The sequence below is a fragment of the Pseudomonas sp. Mn2068 genome, from assembly GCF_049319725.1.
In the GTDB taxonomy this organism is placed as follows: domain Bacteria; phylum Pseudomonadota; class Gammaproteobacteria; order Pseudomonadales; family Pseudomonadaceae; genus Aquipseudomonas; species Aquipseudomonas gingeri.
The window spans coordinates 96446-111720 of sequence record NZ_JBMOUG010000017.1; the positions used below are offsets into that span (position 1 = coordinate 96446).

Here is a 15275-nt window from a genome sequence, read left to right on the forward strand (position 1 = left end):
CGGCGGGCCGGCCGGCGAGCGCTAATTGAAAGCTGCGGGGAGGGGGGCAGGTCAGTCTGGTACGGATCCCACATCCGATTTTCCTAGGTCGATCATGCCCGCCCGCACATCCCCGGCATCCCCCCTGAACCCTGCTGCTCTTGTACAACAACTCGCCATCGCGGACCTGCCCGAGGCCTTTGCCCTGGCCCTCGAGGTCGCCGCGCAACCCTTGGCGCGCCAGGCCGACCTGCTGTTGAGTTCCGGCGTCCTGTTCGCTCTTCATCGACAACTGCGGCATGTCCTGCCTTCGGACTCGATGCGTCCCCAGGGGGCCGCGCCTCTGGCCTTTGCGTTGTACGCCCTCAAGGAAGCCCTGCTGCGCGAGCGTGACGCGCGGCGACGGGTGGTGCATGCCCATGAAGTCATCGACAGCCTGCTGGTGAGGAAAGGCTGGCGTTGCATTGGCCGGCGTATCGCTGTCCTGCACGGCCTGGAAGCCATGGACATGGCGGTCCAGGGCTTTATCGCGCTGGTGGAGGTCTGTGCATCGATCCTCAGGGACCGGGACTTTGTCATGGCTCGTCTGGGTATCGGTGCCGGCTGGTTCGGCGGGGAAACCGGTGTCGCCGCCAGGCTGGGTCGGGCCGGCTTCTACGGTTCCGGCGGACATATCAGCAGGGCGCGCTTTGCGATTCTGCGCAATGATCTGCTGCGTGGCGACGAAATCAAGCGACCGGCACCGGGCCTGGAGCCGGTGCTGGATGCCGCCTGGCTGCGCAGGGAGTTTCAACGGGATGCCCGGCGGGACGAGCCCGAGCCCGAGGTGTGTGTGCCGTCGGTTCAGCGCCCGATGAACTGGGCCCGATAAGCCGATGGAGAAATCTGCAGCGAGGCGTTGAAGTGCTGGCGCAACGACAGCGCCGTGCCGAATCCGGCTTCCTGGGCAATGGTTTCTATGCTGTGGGGGCTGCTTTCCAGCAGGCGTTGGGCATGGCTCAGGCGTTGTCCCAGCAGCCACTGGCCGACGGTGGTGCCGGTCAGTTGCCGGAAGTGCCGGGTAAATGATCGGCGACTCATTGCCACACGGTCGGCCAGTTCATCAAGGGAATGGCTACGGGTGAAATTCTGCCCGAGCCATTGCAGCAGTTGCCCCATGCGATCCTGCTCGCCGGCGAGGGGAATCGGCCGCTCGATGAACTGTGCCTGCCCGCCCGAGCGATGGGGTGCGACCACCAGTCGCCGGGCGACCTTGTGCGCGACTTCGGCGCCACACAACTGCTGCATCAGGTACAGGCAGCAGTCCAGGCCGGCAGCGGTGCCGGCCGAGGTCAGCAGGTGGTCGGACTCGGCATACAGCACATCGGCATCCAGCAGCACCTGCGGATATCGACGGGCGAAGTCCGCCGCCCAGTTCCAGTGGGTGGTGGCCTTGCGGCCGTCCAGCAGCCCGGCCTCGGCCAGCACAAAGGCGCCCAGGCACAGGCCGACGATCCGGGTGCCCTTGTCGTGCGCCTGGCGCAAGGCGTGCAGCAGCGACTCGGGTGGCCGCTCCGCGGTGTCCCGCCAGGACGGCATGATGATCACATCGGCCTGGTCGAGGATCTCCAGTTCATGGTGGGTCTGGATATCGAAGCCGGCGCAGGTAGCGAGCGGGCCGGGTTCGAAACCGCAGACCTTCAGGGCAAAGCGCGGCATGTCGATGCCTTCGCGCTGTTCGGCGAACACCAGGGTTGGCACTGACAGATGAAAGGGGCTGATGCCGTTGAAGGCGATCACGGCGATATGGATCGTGGTCATCGTGGCGCGCTCGCTGTTGCTGGGTTTGGCCTGATTTTATCGAATATTGTCTTTCGGGCCACTTATGGATTTTCGGGCGGCAGGCAATCATGCGTGCTCAAGCCTGTTTACCGAGGAGTTGAACCATGTCCCGCGCCCCCCTTCGTGCCCTGATCGTGATCGATGTGCAGAACGAATACGTCAGCGGCAACCTGCTGATCGAGTACCCGCCGGTCGAGGAATCGCTGGCCAATATCGGCAAGGCCATCGATGCCGCGCATGCCGCGGGTATTCCGGTGGTTGTCGTGCAGAACGACAGTCCGGCGGGATCGCCGCTGTTTGCCATCGGTTCGCCGGGTTGGGCGTTGCATCCGGTGGTCGGCTCGCGTGCCCGCGATCATCTGATCCACAAGACACTGCCCAGTGCCTTTGCCGACACCGACCTCGGCCAGTGGCTGGCGCAGCGCGAGATCGATACGTTGAGCGTGGTCGGCTACATGACCCACAATTGCGATGCCTCGACGATTTTCGAAGCCACCCATCGTGGCCTGGCGGTCGAGTTCCTCAGTGATGCCACCGGTTCGCTGCCCTATGCCAACGAAGCCGGGCAGGCCAGCGCCGAGGAGATCCACCGGGTGTTCAGCGTGGTGTTCCATACGCGTTTTGCCGCGGTGGTCAGCACGGCGCAATGGCAGTCTGCCGTGAGTGACGGCGTAGCCTTGTCCCGCTCTTCGATCCCGGCCTCCAATCAACAGGCGGTGCAACGTTCATGAGCCTCATTCGGAGCCGTGACTTTACCGGCAGCCGGCCCTGGGCCGCGCTGGATATCGCCAGCATGAACGGCATCAGTACCCGATTGCACTGGACTGACCAGCCATATGTCTGGCACGTCAATGACGGGCAGGAGGTCTTTGTGGTGCTCGACGGCCAGGTGCGCATGCGTTATCGCCGGGACGGCGTCGAGCAGGCCGTGATGCTGGAAGTCGGTGATATTTTTTACGCTGCCATCGGTTGCGAGCACCTGGCCGAACCCCAGGGAGAGGCGCGGGTGCTGGTGATCGAAACCGAAGGTAGTGTATAGATTTATATCTGTAAAATAGATAACAGATAGAGAAATTACCCGTTATATGGATATTCGATACGGTTCTATGATGACTGCAACCTCACCCGAGGACAGGAGTCAGCCATGCAAACGTGCCCCAACAGCATCAAACCCGGACTGCGGCCCTTGAGCCATTTGCAGCACCCCCGGGAAGCCATCCGCCAGTTCACCCCGAACTGGTTCGCCGCCACCATGGGCACCGGTGTCCTGGCGCTGGCCCTGGCCCAGTTGCCGGTTGAAGTCCCGGGCCAGCGGGCCTTCGCCGAAGGCTTGTGGTTGTTCAATATCCTGCTGTTCGCCGTGTTCAGCCTGCTCTACGGCGCACGCTGGGTATTGTTTTTCGACGAGGCCCGGCGGATTTTCGGTCATTCCACGGTCTCGATGTTCTTCGGCACCATTCCCATGGGGCTGGCGACCATCATCAATGGCTTCCTGCTGTTTGGCGTGGCGCGCTGGGGCGACGGTGCGGTGCAGGTCGCCGAGGTGCTGTGGTGGATCGATGTGGCGATGTCCCTGGCCTGCGGCGTGCTGATTCCCTTCATGATGTTCACCCGCCAGCAGCACAGCATCGACCAGATGACCGCGGTCTGGCTGTTGCCGGTGGTGGCCGCGGAAGTGGCGGCGGCCAGTGGTGGCCTGCTGGCGCCGCACCTGCTGGATGCGCACATGCAGTTCAATGTGCTGATCACCAGCTATGTGCTCTGGGCGTTCTCGGTGCCTGTGGCGTTCAGCATCCTGGTGATCCTGCTGCTGCGCATGGCCTTGCACAAGTTGCCCCATGAAAACATGGCGGCTTCGAGCTGGCTGGCGCTGGGGCCGATCGGTACCGGGGCGCTCGGCATGCTGGTGTTGGGGACGGACTCGCCGGCGATCTTCGCCGCCAATGGGTTGGCGGGGATCGGCGAGATCGCCAGTGGCCTGGGCCTGGTCGCCGGCATCATCCTCTGGGGCTTCGGCCTGTGGTGGATGCTGATGGCGGTGCTGATCACCCTGCGTTACCTGCGTCGCGGCATTCCCTTCAACCTCGGCTGGTGGGGCTTCACTTTCCCCCTGGGCGTCTACTCCCTGGCGACCCTGAAACTGGGCAGTACCCTGCACCTGGGCTTTTTCAGCGGCTTTGGCCTGGTGCTGGTGGCCTTGCTGGCGGTCTTGTGGCTGATCGTCGGCAGTCGTACGCTGCGGGGCGCGTATAAAGGCGAGCTGTTTGTTTCGCCCTGCCTTGCAGGAATCGCGAAATAAATCTTCAGGATTAGGTAAGGTTGTGGCCTGGAGCGGTGATCCGCATTCCAACAAGAAAGCCGCTCTCGGCGCCACTCAGGACCATGGAAGATGAGTCACCCCTCACAGTTCAGCCTACTGCGTACGCGGCGCTTCCTGCCGTTCTTCGTGACCCAGTCGCTCGGAGCGTTCAACGACAATATCTTCAAGCAGTCGTTGATCCTCGCCATCCTCTACAAGTTGAGCATCGACGGTGATCGCGGTATCTGGGTCAACCTCTGCGCCCTGCTGTTCATCCTGCCGTTCTTCCTGTTTTCGGCCCTGGCCGGGCAGTTTGGCGAGAAGTTCGCCAAGGACGCGCTGATCCGGCTGATCAAGCTGGGGGAAATCGCCATCATGGCGGTCGGGGCCACCGGCTTCCTGTTCGACCACCTGTCCCTGATGCTGGTGGCGTTGTTCGCCATGGGCACCCATTCGGCGCTGTTCGGCCCGGTGAAATATTCGATCCTGCCCCAGGCCCTGCGCGAAGAGGAACTGGTGGGCGGCAACGGCCTGGTGGAAATGGGTACCTTCCTGGCGATCCTGGCCGGGACCATCGGTGCTGGGATCATGATGTCCTCCAGTCATTACGCACCGGTTGTCTCCGCCGCCATCATCGGCGTGGCGGTCTTGGGCTATTTCGCCAGCCGCGGCATTCCCCGGGCGGCGGCGTCCAGCCCACAGTTGCGGTTGAACTGGAATATCTTCAGCCAGTCCTGGGCCACGTTGCGCCTGGGCCTGGGACAGACGCCGGCGGTTTCGCGCTCGATTGTCGGCAACTCGTGGTTCTGGTTTGTCGGGGCGATCTACCTGACGCAGATTCCCGCCTACGCCAAGGAATGGATGTACGGCGATGAAACCGTGGTGACCCTGATTCTTACCGTCTTCTCGGTGGGCATCGCGGTGGGTTCGATGCTTTGCGAGCGCCTGTCCGGACGCAAGGTGGAAATCGGCCTGGTGCCGTTCGGCTCCTTCGGCCTGACACTGTTCGGCCTGCTGTTGTGGTGGCATTCGGGCAACTTGCCGCAGAACATCCAGGCCAATGACTGGCTGAATGTGCTGGGCTACCACCAGGCCTGGTGGGTGTTGCTCGATATCCTCGGGCTGGGGGTGTTCGGCGGCTTCTATATCGTGCCGCTGTACGCTTTGATCCAGTCGCGCACCGCCGAGAACGAGCGGGCCCGGGTGATCGCCGCGAACAATATTCTCAATGCGTTGTTCATGGTGGTCTCGGCAATCGTCTCGATTCTGCTGCTGAGCGTGGCGAAGCTGTCGATCCCGGAGTTGTTCCTGGTGGTGTCGCTGATGAACATCGCGGTCAACGCCTACATCTTCAAGATCGTCCCCGAGTTCAGCATGCGTTTCATGATCTGGCTCCTCAGCCATTCCATGTACCGGGTCGAACACAGGAACCTTGAGCTGATCCCCGATGAGGGGCCGGCGTTGCTGGTGTGCAACCACGTATCGTTCGTCGATGCGCTGCTGATCGGCGGGGCGGTACGTCGGCCGATCCGCTTCGTGATGTATTACAAGATCTACCGCTTGCCGGTGCTCAACTTCATCTTCCGCACTGCCGGGGCGATTCCGATTGCCGGGCGCGGTGAAGACCTGGAGATCTACGAGCGTGCGTTCCGCAAGATTGCCGAGTACCTGAAGGACGGCGAGCTGGTGTGCATTTTTCCCGAGGGCAAGTTGACCACCGATGGCGAGATCAGCGAGTTCAAGGGCGGCATGACCCGCGTGCTGGAGGAAACCCCGGTGCCGGTGATTCCCCTGGCGCTGCAAGGCTTGTGGGGCAGCTTCTTCAGCCGCGATCCGCAGAAGGGCCTGTTCCGTCGCCTCTGGTCACGGGTGACCCTGGTGGCCGGGCCGACGGTGGCGGCCGAGGAGGCAGTGCCGGCGCGGTTGCGTGAGCAGGTGTTGCAGTTGCGGGGGATGGCGCGTCGTTAAGCGTGTGCGGGAGGGAAGCTTTTAGCGGCCTCGCAGGCTTCCTCATTCCTTACGATTGAACACAGCCCTTGTAGGAGCCGGCTTGCCGGCGATGGCGTCCGATCGGCTTGTTGGCCTCATCGCCGGCAAGCCAGCTCCCACAAGGGACACTGTCAGGCCGCCGAGACCTTCAGGCCGATCAGCCCGGCAATGATCAGCGCCACGCTCGCCAGCCGGAACAGGGCCATGGACTCGCCGAACAGGATGATGCCGGCGATCACCGTGCCCACCGCGCCGACACCGGTCCAGATCGCGTAGGCGGTCCCCAGCGGCAATTCCTTCATGGCAAGGCCCAGCAGGCCGAGGCTGATGGCCATGGCGGCAACGGTCAGGGCGGTGGGCAGCGGGCGGCTGAAGCCATCGGTGTATTTCAGGCCGACGGCCCAACCGACTTCAAACAGACCGGCGAAAAACAGAATGATCCAGGACATGATGACCTCCATCGATTGACGGGGTCGTCCCCAGATTGATAACTCGATCGAGCCGCAAGGTCGTCCCTGCGTTGCGCACTATATTGCCCATTCTCAACCTGGGGATCAAGCTGTCACTCAGTCGGCCGTGCCCTGGGCGGCCAGTTCGCGGTCCTGCCTGTCACTCATCCGGCGGAACCAGGTCGAGAGCAGGGCCCCGGAAATATTGTGCCAGACACTGAACAGCGCGCTGGGCACCGCCGCCAATGGCGAGAAGTGCGCGCTGGCCAGGGCGGCGCCCAGCCCGGAGTTCTGCATGCCGACTTCCAGGGCCAGCGACTTGCGCTGGGCCAGCGGCAGCTTGAACAGGCGGCCGGTGAAATAGCCGAGCAGATAACCGAAGCTGTTATGCAGCATGACCACGGCCATGATCAGCAGTCCCGACTCGGCGATCTTCGCCTGGCTGGCGGCGACCACCGCGGTGACGATGATCACGATGCTCACCACCGAGATCAGCGGCAGGACTTCCACCGCATGGCGTACCCGTTCCCCCAGCAGGCGTTGGGCAACCACGCCGAGCACGATGGGCAGCAGCACCACTTGCAGGATTGACCAGAACAGCTCCATGAACGACACCGGCAACCAGGCCGAAGCCAGCAGCCAGATCAGCGCCGGGGTCAGCAACGGGGCGAGCAGGGTGGTGACCGCAGCAATCGCCACCGACAGCGCCAGGTCGCCACGGGCCAGCCAGGTCATCACATTGGACGAAGTGCCGCTCGGGCAGCAACCGACCAGGATCACTCCGACGGCGATTTCCGCCGGCAGCTGGAAGGCTCGGCAGAGCAGCCAGGCGACGCCCGGCATGATAATGAAATGGGCGACCACACCAAGGGCCACGCGCCAGGGATGGCGGGCGACTTCGGCGAAGTCTTCGAGTTTGAGGGTCAGGCCCATGCCGAACATCACCAGGCCGAGCAGGGGCACGATGGCGACTTTCAGGCTGATGAACCAGGCAGGTTGCAGAAACGCCAGCACGGCGAAAATCAGCACCCAGTAGGCGAAGGTGTTACCGACAAAACGGCTGAGTGCGGCCAGTGCGCGCATGGGATTTCCTTGTTATTTGAGTTCGTCATCTTGACCCGGCCCCTTGCAGGAGCCGGCTTGTCGGGACGCCGCCTCGCAGCGATGAGGCCCTTGAGCCTTGTGGTGGCTGTGCGGACGCTATCGCCAGCAAGCCGGCTCCCACAGGGAATGGATGTCGTACGCCCGTTCCGTGCCCGACATGGCCCTTGTAGCTGGCTTACCAGCGATGAGGCGGACGCTATCGCCGGCAAGTCGGCTCCTGCACAGGGCCCGCGTCCGGCATCAGATGCCCTGCGGCATTTCCTCGCCACCCAGGGCGTCGAACAGTTCCGGCAGGAACTCGCCGAAGGTCAGCATCATCAGGGTGAAGCTGGCGTCCAGCTGGCCCAGGGCTTCTTCGCCACCGTCCTGTTCCGCCTGGTCCTGCAGCAGGTCTTCGAACTTCAGGCGCTTGACCACCATCTTGTCATCGAGCACGAAGGACAGCTTGTCCTGCCAGGCCAATGCCAGCTGGGTGACCATCTTGCCGGTGCTCAGGTGCAGCTGGATTTCCTCGCCGGTCAGGTCCTGGCGCTTGCAGCGGACGATGCCGCCATCTTCCTGGGTGTCGCGCAGTTCGCACTCGTCGAGGACAAAGAAGTGCTCGGCGGCTTTCAGGGTCTTGACCCAGTCGGTCATCACCGCGGTCGGCGCGGTCTTCACGGTCAGCGGACGAACCGGCAGGGTGCCGAGTACTTCACGCAGGGTCGACAGCAGGTCTTCGGCGCGTTTCGGGCTGGCCGAGTTGACCAGGATCAGGCCCTGTTTCGGCGCGATCGCGGCAAAGGTCGCCGAGCGACGGATAAAGGCACGGGGCAGGAACGCCTGGATGATTTCATCCTTGAGTTGATCGCGTTCCTTCTTGTAGACCTTGCGCATTTGCTCGGCCTCGATCTCCTCGACCTTTTCCTTCAGCGCGTCACGCACCACGCTGCCGGGCAGGATGCGCTCTTCCTTGCGCGCCGCGACCAGCAGGAAGTCGCCGCTGACGTGGACCAGCGGGGCGTCTTCACCCTTGCCGAACGGAGCGACGAAGCCATAGGTGGTCAACTCCTGGCTTGCACAGGGGCGGGCCGGTTTGGTCGCCAGTGCGGTTTCCAACGCCTCGGCATCAAAAGGCAGATCTTGGGTCAGGCGATAGATAAGCAGGTTTTTGAACCACATGGGGTGAATCTCTCCTTTATACAAAGGAGGGCATTATTCTCTTCGTGGCCCGATAGGCCAACCCTCTGCTAAGTCTTTGGAAGGCCTGAGAAAAATATTAAAGAAAGTGCTTGCCAGAGTGTGGAGTGCTCCGTAGAATGCGCGCCACACCGAAAGCGAAGGGTGATTAGCTCAGCCGGGAGAGCATCTGCCTTACAAGCAGAGGGTCGGCGGTTCGATCCCGTCATCACCCACCATTCGTCAACAGTGTTACGCGCAGCGGTAGTTCAGTCGGTTAGAATACCGGCCTGTCACGCCGGGGGTCGCGGGTTCGAGTCCCGTCCGCTGCGCCATATTCGATGTTCTGGACCACTGAACGCCAGGACATCACGGAAAGCCCGCCTTGTGCGGGCTTTTTGCTGTCTGCTGTTTGCAAAAAATCCTGGATTTAAAAAAAGATTATTTAAATCAGTGCGTTATGGATTTTTTGTGGCATAATGCACCCACACCGAAAGCGAAGGGTGATTAGCTCAGCCGGGAGAGCATCTGCCTTACAAGCAGAGGGTCGGCGGTTCGATCCCGTCATCACCCACCATTCGATATCAGTGTTACGCGCAGCGGTAGTTCAGTCGGTTAGAATACCGGCCTGTCACGCCGGGGGTCGCGGGTTCGAGTCCCGTCCGCTGCGCCATATTCGATGTCCTGGACCACTGAACGCCAGGACATCACGGAAAGCCCGCCTTGTGCGGGCTTTTTTTCGTCCGTCTCTTCTGGCGCCGTTCAGTGATTGCGGCGGTGAGGCTCATATCGCGATCGCCAGCAAGCCGGCTCCCACAAGATTTTTGTCGCACGCCAATCCAGTGTTCAGCACGGGCTATTGTGGGAGCCGGCTTGCCGGCGATGGCGCCCGCGCAGGCGCCACAAGGATAAAGGACGGCGCTATTGCTCGGCGTTGCGGCTATGCCGGTAATCGCTGACCGCGTCGTATACCGCCTTGCGCAAGCGGTTGATCCCGCCAATCGGTCGATGGGCCTCCAGGCCGTGCCAGGGGTTGAACGACTGGTTGTCACAGGCGATGTTCTGTTCCAGCGTATCGAAGTCCTGAGCCGGGATGCGCACGCTCGCCACGGTCTCGTATGGCGCGTCACTTTCCTTCCATTCGATGCTGGTGTCTTCGATCGGCATGTACTTGTTGGCGTTCTGGCGCTGGATCTGCAGGACGAAGCAGGCCGGCACGCGGTCTGTGGATAACTGCTGGACCAGGGCGCTGCGCAGGAAGTTCGGCAGGTCCTCGTTCTGCTTCGGCAATTCGTATTCCGGGCAGCTCTGTGGATCGGGCGCTACCCGGAACTTGGCGTTGGCGCTGCCGAACTTGTACGGCGATACGGAGAAGTAGGTCGTCCGGGTCGGGCTTTTCGGTGCCGGCGCCAGGGTTGCCAGGGCAATGAACAGATGGCGGATCTGCCAGCCGGTGGGGTTCCAGCTCGGGAAAAACGCCAGGACCTTCTTGCCATCGGCCTGGGCCCCGATGTTCTGCTGGTACTCGGCAACGTCGCTGACGAAAAAGTTCGGGTGGCTGAACATCACGAAATCCTGCTCGTGACGACCCTGCTGCCCCGCCAGCAACTGCTTGCCGGGGACATCCATCAGCTTGATCGCCATGCCGCGGGCATCGCGGATACTGTCGAACTGCGGGTAGGCGTTGCCATTGGACAGGCGGATCAAGGCCTGCCAGGTCTTGCCCGGCTCGGCGAACACACCCTGGCGCAGATCGCCGCCCAGGCCATCGAGTACCCGGACTTCGGCCTTCACGCAGCCGTGGGCCTTGGCATGGGCGTCACGCAGAAAGCGCGTGCCCTCGCGGTGCTGGTCGACGATGCGCACGGCGGTCTGGATGATGTCCTGGGTCATGGCCGACTCACCGGGCGGCACCTGTTCCTCCGCCGAGACCGGCCCGCTGTGGCGCCAGGCATACCAGCCGGTCGACAACCCCCAGCCGAGCAGGCCGAGGCCGATCAGGACCAGCAGGCTCTTGCCGAGAAAGGCGCCGAGGCGCAGCCAGAGTCGCTTCAACATGGGGTCATCCTTTTGACGTGATCGTGGGATTGCAGGCTCATGGCAGTTGCTGCTCCAGCGGTCCGCCCAACACTTTCAGGTATTCGAGCAGGGCCCAGCGCTCTTCCGGTTGCAGCAGGCGGCCGATGACCCCGTTGCCACGCTTGCCGGCACGGAATTCGTGGCCGCTGTTGTGGTTGCCACTGATCCGGGTATCGAACAGGAAGCCGTTCTCGAAGGCTTTCTGGCGATAGCCCAGGTGGCGCGGATCGTATTCGAAGGTGCCTCTGTAGAAGGTGGTGGCGCGCTCGTCCTGGGGGGACAGCAGCTGATACAGGCTGGGTACCGAGCCGTTGTGCAGATAAGGCGGCGTGGCCCAGACCCCGGCCAGGGGGCGTGCCTTGTAGGCGCGCTGTTCGAGGACGCCGATGGGCAGGCCGAAACCGTCCAGTTGCGCGCGCTCGGCGGGGGTGACCTTGGCGTCGCGGTAGGCGCGTTCTTCGACGAAGGCGGTGACATAGGCCAGGCCCTTGGCGACCGACAGTTGCGTCATGTCCAGCGGCTGGTCCGGCTTGGGGTGCAGTTCCACCGGCAGTCTTGCCAGCTCCGCCGGGTCCCACTGCAAGGCGCTGAGGTCGTAGCGCTGGTCGGCGATATTGCTGGCGGTGTTGGGATCGGTACCGATCGCCGCGAGCGGAATCGCTTTCAGGTGCTGCACCGGCCGGCCGTTTTCCTCGTTGGTCGCCGGCACGTGGCAGCCGGCGCAGTTCTCGGCGAACAGCGCGCGACCCTGGGCGGCACGGGCCAGGTCGACCTTGCCGAACAGGTCCTCGGGCCAGGTCGGCGGCTTCAGGCGTTGCAGGGTTTCCTCGATCTTGTGCAGGTCGCGCACCCGCACGCTGGAGGGGTAGCGAGCGTCGCCCTGCAGCGGCTGGCCGTTGTCATCGAAGAAGTTCAGGGTGGCGCCGACGCCCAGGGCCTCGCCGATATTGCGCGCCATGGGTTGCTGGGCCGATGCGGTCCACTGGACCCAGTCGAAGGTCCAGATATCCCACAGTTGCGGGTAGTCCACGGGGGCATTGGCGACCCGGTAGTTCTTCTCGGAGATGGCATCGCCGAAGCTGGCGTTGGCGATCCGGCCGAAGGCATCCGTGCGGCCGGGGCCTTCCAGGGTCGGATACAGGCCGCGATGGGTATCGTTCCAGGCGACGTGGAGGAAGGTGTCCAGGGACTGTTTGACGGCGGCGCGCAGCTCGTCGTGGCGGGCTTCGTATTCGTCACCGAGGACCTGCCGGGCGAAACGCTTGAACTTCCAGGGGTTGTAATAGGTGGCGGCGAGGCTGGCGACCAGCGCCTGGCCAAAGCTGCCACCGCGTACCGTCGGCACGCTCGAGGGCAGCACATGCTGGGCCGAGCCGCCGTCGATCCGTAGGGCCTGTCCTTTATAGCGCAGTTCGCCGGTATGGCAGGCGGCGCAGGTGATATCCAGGTAGCGGGCGTCGCTGCCGGGGTTCTGGTGACGGGTGAAGCCTACTGGCAGGTTGCCGGGATTGTCCGGCGAGGCCTGTTGCCCGGGGTCCACCAGGAAACCGAAACGCGCCAGGTATTCCGGGGCCGCGAAGCGTTGCTCGGAGAAAGGCAGTTCCAGGGCGGTGAACCATTCATACCGCAGGCCTTTCACCTGGGTGCCCTGGGGGGTGTAGTAGAAGGTCTGGCGGTCGGCGGGGCTCCACTGCTCCAGGTAGCGGACCTGTTCCGCCGGCACGTATGTCGGCAATTTCGGATTGGCGATGTAGTACAGAATCACCGCGAGGCCTAGACCAAGCAGGAGTATCAGAGCCAGTAACACACGGTAAAATATGCGCAAGATAACGATCCTTGTCGAGTTGTCATGCTCTTATGCCTGAGCCGTTGTCAGGCAGCAAGTGGCCGTGATGGCCGTCTATGCTGGCCCCCTGTCGGGGGATGGTGTCGGACCGGTACGTAAACTGAACGTCAGGGCTTTGTAAAATGCCCGAAATGACTGAACTTATTGGCGCTTTACCCCTCTCATCCCCGTAGCCATTGGTCGTGGCCGCCTGATAAGCTCGCGGCTTTACTCGATTGCCCTTTAGGCGCATGAACAAGGAAATAGCATGAAACAGCATCGGTTGGCGGCGGCGGTTGCCCTGGTAAGCCTGGTACTTGCGGGCTGCGACTCGCATTCCAGCGTAGAGCTGAAAACCCCGGCGCAAAAAGCTTCCTATGGTATCGGCCTGAACATGGGCAAGAGCCTGGCTCAGGAAGGCATGGATGATCTGGATTCCAAGGCTGTTGCCCAGGGCATCGAAGATGCCATCGGCAAGAAAGAGCAGAAGCTGAAAGACGACGAACTGGTCGAAGCCTTTGCCGCCCTGCAGAAACGTGCCGAAGAGCGCATGGCCAAGCTGAGCGAAGAATCGGCAGCCGCCGGCAAGAAATTCCTCGAGGAAAACGGCAAGAAGCCTGGTGTCGTGACCACCGCTTCCGGCCTGCAGTATGAAGTCGTCAAGAAAGCCGACGGTCCTCAGCCCAAGCCTACCGACGTAGTGACTGTTCACTACACCGGCAAGCTGACCAACGGCACCACCTTCGACAGCTCCGTGGATCGCGGCAGCCCGATCGACCTGCCGGTGAGCGGCGTGATTCCGGGTTGGGTCGAAGGCCTGCAACTGATGCACGTTGGCGAGAAGTACAAGCTGTACATCCCGGCAGACCTGGCTTACGGCGCACAGAGCCCGAGCCCGGCAATCCCGGCCAACTCGGTGCTGGTGTTCGATCTGGAGCTGTTGGCGATCAAGGATCCGGCCAAGGCTGACGAAGCCGCCAAGTAATCTGGTCGTGCTTGTGACAACGCCCCGTCTGACGGGGCGTTGTCGTTTCTGCGTCTTGATAAGCTGTAAGAAATCGAACGCAGACTGGTCAGCGTAGTCTTAACATTGAGCTAATCGACCTAGTCGTAGACTGGCGTCAAGTCAATGAAATTATGGGTTTTTTTTAGTGAGTAAAAAACGCCCGATCTGAGCCGGGGCCTTGTATGACGGGGCTCTCAGCTGTAAAAAATGGCTCTGTTCACAAGGTTATCCACAATTTGTGTGGATAACCTTGTGCGTCTGCCTGCTGGAGTGATGATGAAAGCACCCTGGAATTTCGCGCGCTTCCTGCCATTGGCCCAACGCTTGCTGGTTCGTGGTCGTTTGCCGACGCTGTTGTTCGCGGTGGCGAGCAAGAGTGCCCGGCAAGGTGGACGGTTGGGCAAGCTCAAGGAAGACCTGAAACTGCTGCAGGTGCTGTGCCTGGCGTACTGGCGGGGCGAGTACCGGGAGATCAGCTACAAGTCGATGATCATCGTGGTGGCGGGCCTGATGTATTTCCTCAGCCCGATCGACGCGATTCCGGACTTCATCCCGGTATTCGGCATGCTCGACGATATCGCGGTGCTGGCCTGGGTGATGAATACCCTGGACCAGGAATTGAATGCCTTCAGGGCCTGGCGCGAGCGTCAGGTACCCGCGCAATTGCAGGTCGTCGAGCGCCTGCCGGACACGCCGGAGCAGTTGCAGCTCGAGCACGACGAAAAAAATTGATCCAAATCCTGTTGTACGAAGAACAAGCACACTAGCGACCTTGGCGGCTGTTAATATTAAGCTACAGGGAAAGCGCTGACTCGCTATGTGTAATCGTCCTACGGGGTGTGGTAATGGATCTTCAAATAATTACACGTGACGGCGAACCGGAGTATGCGGTTCTCCCCTGGGCTCAGTACCAGGCCTTGCTTGAAGCTGCCGGTTTGCGCAGCCAACAACCCTCTCCCAAACCCTCCGATACGCCTGTCGCGACGGACCCGGCATTGCCGGCGTTCGATCAGTTGCGCAGCCTGCGCGAAGCCAAGGGGCTGGCCATTGAAAGCCTGGCCCGGACCGTCGGCATCAGCCCGTCGTACCTGGGCCTGATCGAAAGCGGTGAGCGCCAGCCGGATGCCGCGATTCGCCGCAGCCTCGCCTGGGAACTGGGTGTGGCCGGCTGGAGGGACGCATCGTGAGCGTGCGGATCAGTCGCCAGCATTGGGATGGTTTGCTCGGTGAACTCGATCAGGCCCGCCGCCAGCGCCACTTGCTGACCTATCGCGCGCTGCTCGAGCGCCTGCAGTTGCCGAGCCCGGCGATGCAGACCCTGACGGCGGCCCTGGAGCATCTGGCGGCCCTCGATGCCAAGGCCGAACAGCCGCTGCGCAGTTCACTGGTGATCAGCCAGGGCGCCAGTCGCCTGCCGCGTACCGGCTTCTTCGAGTGTGTCGAGCGCCTGGGGCGTTTCTCCGGCCCGTCCGATGGCGTGGCGGCGGCGTCCTGGCATGCTTCGGAAGTGGTGCGGGTGTTCGAGTACGATTATCCCGAGTCCGCGGAGGCCTGAGGCGGGCCACG

Annotated in this window: 15 protein-coding genes and 4 tRNA genes; 13 read left to right on the plus strand and 6 right to left on the minus strand. The window is 62.4% G+C overall.

What is annotated here, in order from left to right:
• Positions 1–94 precede the first annotated feature (94 nt).
• Positions 95–850: a hypothetical protein gene (locus ACL9RJ_RS28445; RefSeq protein WP_017127790.1), complete on the plus strand. Its 756-nt coding sequence runs from the start codon at positions 95–97 to the stop codon at positions 848–850.
• Here the strand turns inward: ACL9RJ_RS28445 and ACL9RJ_RS28450 are convergent.
• On the minus strand, positions 823–1779 hold the full coding sequence (locus ACL9RJ_RS28450) for a GlxA family transcriptional regulator (protein ID WP_017127791.1): 957 nt from the start codon (positions 1777–1779) through the stop codon (positions 823–825). The two genes, ACL9RJ_RS28445 and ACL9RJ_RS28450, sit on opposite strands and share 28 nt — an antisense overlap.
• Before the next feature lie 125 nt (positions 1780–1904).
• On the opposite strand from ACL9RJ_RS28450, the gene ACL9RJ_RS28455 reads away from it, so the two are divergent.
• The 4 genes from ACL9RJ_RS28455 (at position 1905) to ACL9RJ_RS28470 (ending at position 6067) form a co-directional block, all read left to right on the plus strand.
• Positions 1905–2531 (plus strand): cysteine hydrolase family protein, encoded by a 627-nt coding sequence (locus tag ACL9RJ_RS28455; RefSeq protein ID WP_422765873.1) that lies wholly within the window; start codon positions 1905–1907, stop codon positions 2529–2531.
• On the plus strand, positions 2528–2839 hold the full coding sequence (locus ACL9RJ_RS28460) for a cupin (RefSeq protein WP_017127793.1): 312 nt from the start codon (positions 2528–2530) through the stop codon (positions 2837–2839). The genes ACL9RJ_RS28455 and ACL9RJ_RS28460 overlap by 4 nt, the downstream gene beginning before the upstream one ends.
• 105 nt (positions 2840–2944) lie before the next feature.
• A complete protein-coding gene (locus ACL9RJ_RS28465) occupies positions 2945–4099 on the plus strand; it encodes a TDT family transporter (RefSeq protein ID WP_017127794.1) in 1155 nt (384 codons plus the stop codon).
• Positions 4100–4189: 90 nt separating this feature from the next.
• Positions 4190–6067, plus strand: a complete 1878-nt coding sequence (locus tag ACL9RJ_RS28470) for an MFS transporter (protein ID WP_103032790.1) — start codon at positions 4190–4192, stop codon at positions 6065–6067.
• 152 nt (positions 6068–6219) lie between these two features.
• Here the strand turns inward: ACL9RJ_RS28470 and sugE are convergent, their stop codons facing one another.
• From sugE to rdgC, 3 genes are all read right to left on the minus strand, one after another.
• Positions 6220–6537, minus strand: a complete 318-nt coding sequence (sugE, locus tag ACL9RJ_RS28475; RefSeq protein ID WP_017127795.1) for a quaternary ammonium compound efflux SMR transporter SugE — start codon at positions 6535–6537, stop codon at positions 6220–6222.
• 117 nt (positions 6538–6654) lie between these two features.
• On the minus strand, positions 6655–7620 hold the full coding sequence (locus ACL9RJ_RS28480) for a bile acid:sodium symporter family protein (protein ID WP_017127796.1): 966 nt from the start codon (positions 7618–7620) through the stop codon (positions 6655–6657).
• Between the two features lie 261 nt (positions 7621–7881).
• Entirely contained in the window at positions 7882–8802 is a 921-nt protein-coding gene (gene rdgC, locus ACL9RJ_RS28485) for a recombination-associated protein RdgC (protein ID WP_017127797.1), read from the minus strand.
• Positions 8803–8962: 160 nt separating this feature from the next.
• Here rdgC and ACL9RJ_RS28490 point away from each other — a divergent pair.
• The 4 genes from ACL9RJ_RS28490 (at position 8963) to ACL9RJ_RS28505 (ending at position 9472) form a co-directional block, all read left to right on the plus strand.
• Positions 8963–9038: transfer RNA gene (locus tag ACL9RJ_RS28490), tRNA-Val, on the plus strand.
• Between the two features lie 19 nt (positions 9039–9057).
• Positions 9058–9134 (plus strand) — tRNA-Asp (locus ACL9RJ_RS28495).
• Between the two features lie 166 nt (positions 9135–9300).
• Positions 9301–9376: transfer RNA gene (locus ACL9RJ_RS28500), tRNA-Val, on the plus strand.
• Between the two features lie 19 nt (positions 9377–9395).
• Positions 9396–9472: transfer RNA gene (locus ACL9RJ_RS28505), tRNA-Asp, on the plus strand.
• Between the two features lie 248 nt (positions 9473–9720).
• Here the strand turns inward: ACL9RJ_RS28505 and ACL9RJ_RS28510 are convergent.
• Positions 9721–10857 (minus strand): catalase family protein, encoded by a 1137-nt coding sequence (locus tag ACL9RJ_RS28510; RefSeq protein ID WP_422765874.1) that lies wholly within the window; start codon positions 10855–10857, stop codon positions 9721–9723.
• Positions 10858–10894: 37 nt separating this feature from the next.
• Positions 10895–12703 (minus strand): di-heme-cytochrome C peroxidase, encoded by a 1809-nt coding sequence (locus ACL9RJ_RS28515; RefSeq protein ID WP_212810666.1) that lies wholly within the window; start codon positions 12701–12703, stop codon positions 10895–10897.
• A gap of 268 nt (positions 12704–12971) precedes the next feature.
• On the opposite strand from ACL9RJ_RS28515, the gene ACL9RJ_RS28520 reads away from it, so the two are divergent.
• The 4 genes from ACL9RJ_RS28520 (at position 12972) to ACL9RJ_RS28535 (ending at position 15264) form a co-directional block, all read left to right on the plus strand.
• Positions 12972–13688, plus strand: a complete 717-nt coding sequence (locus tag ACL9RJ_RS28520; RefSeq protein ID WP_017127802.1) for an FKBP-type peptidyl-prolyl cis-trans isomerase — start codon at positions 12972–12974, stop codon at positions 13686–13688.
• 297 nt (positions 13689–13985) lie between these two features.
• A complete protein-coding gene (locus ACL9RJ_RS28525; protein ID WP_017127803.1) occupies positions 13986–14441 on the plus strand; it encodes a YkvA family protein in 456 nt (151 codons plus the stop codon).
• 113 nt (positions 14442–14554) lie between these two features.
• Positions 14555–14896: a helix-turn-helix domain-containing protein gene (locus tag ACL9RJ_RS28530; protein WP_178990566.1), complete on the plus strand. Its 342-nt coding sequence runs from the start codon at positions 14555–14557 to the stop codon at positions 14894–14896.
• On the plus strand, positions 14893–15264 hold the full coding sequence (locus ACL9RJ_RS28535; protein ID WP_040065236.1) for a hypothetical protein: 372 nt from the start codon (positions 14893–14895) through the stop codon (positions 15262–15264). Before ACL9RJ_RS28530 ends, ACL9RJ_RS28535 begins: the two co-directional genes overlap by 4 nt.
• Positions 15265–15275: the final 11 nt, after the last annotated feature.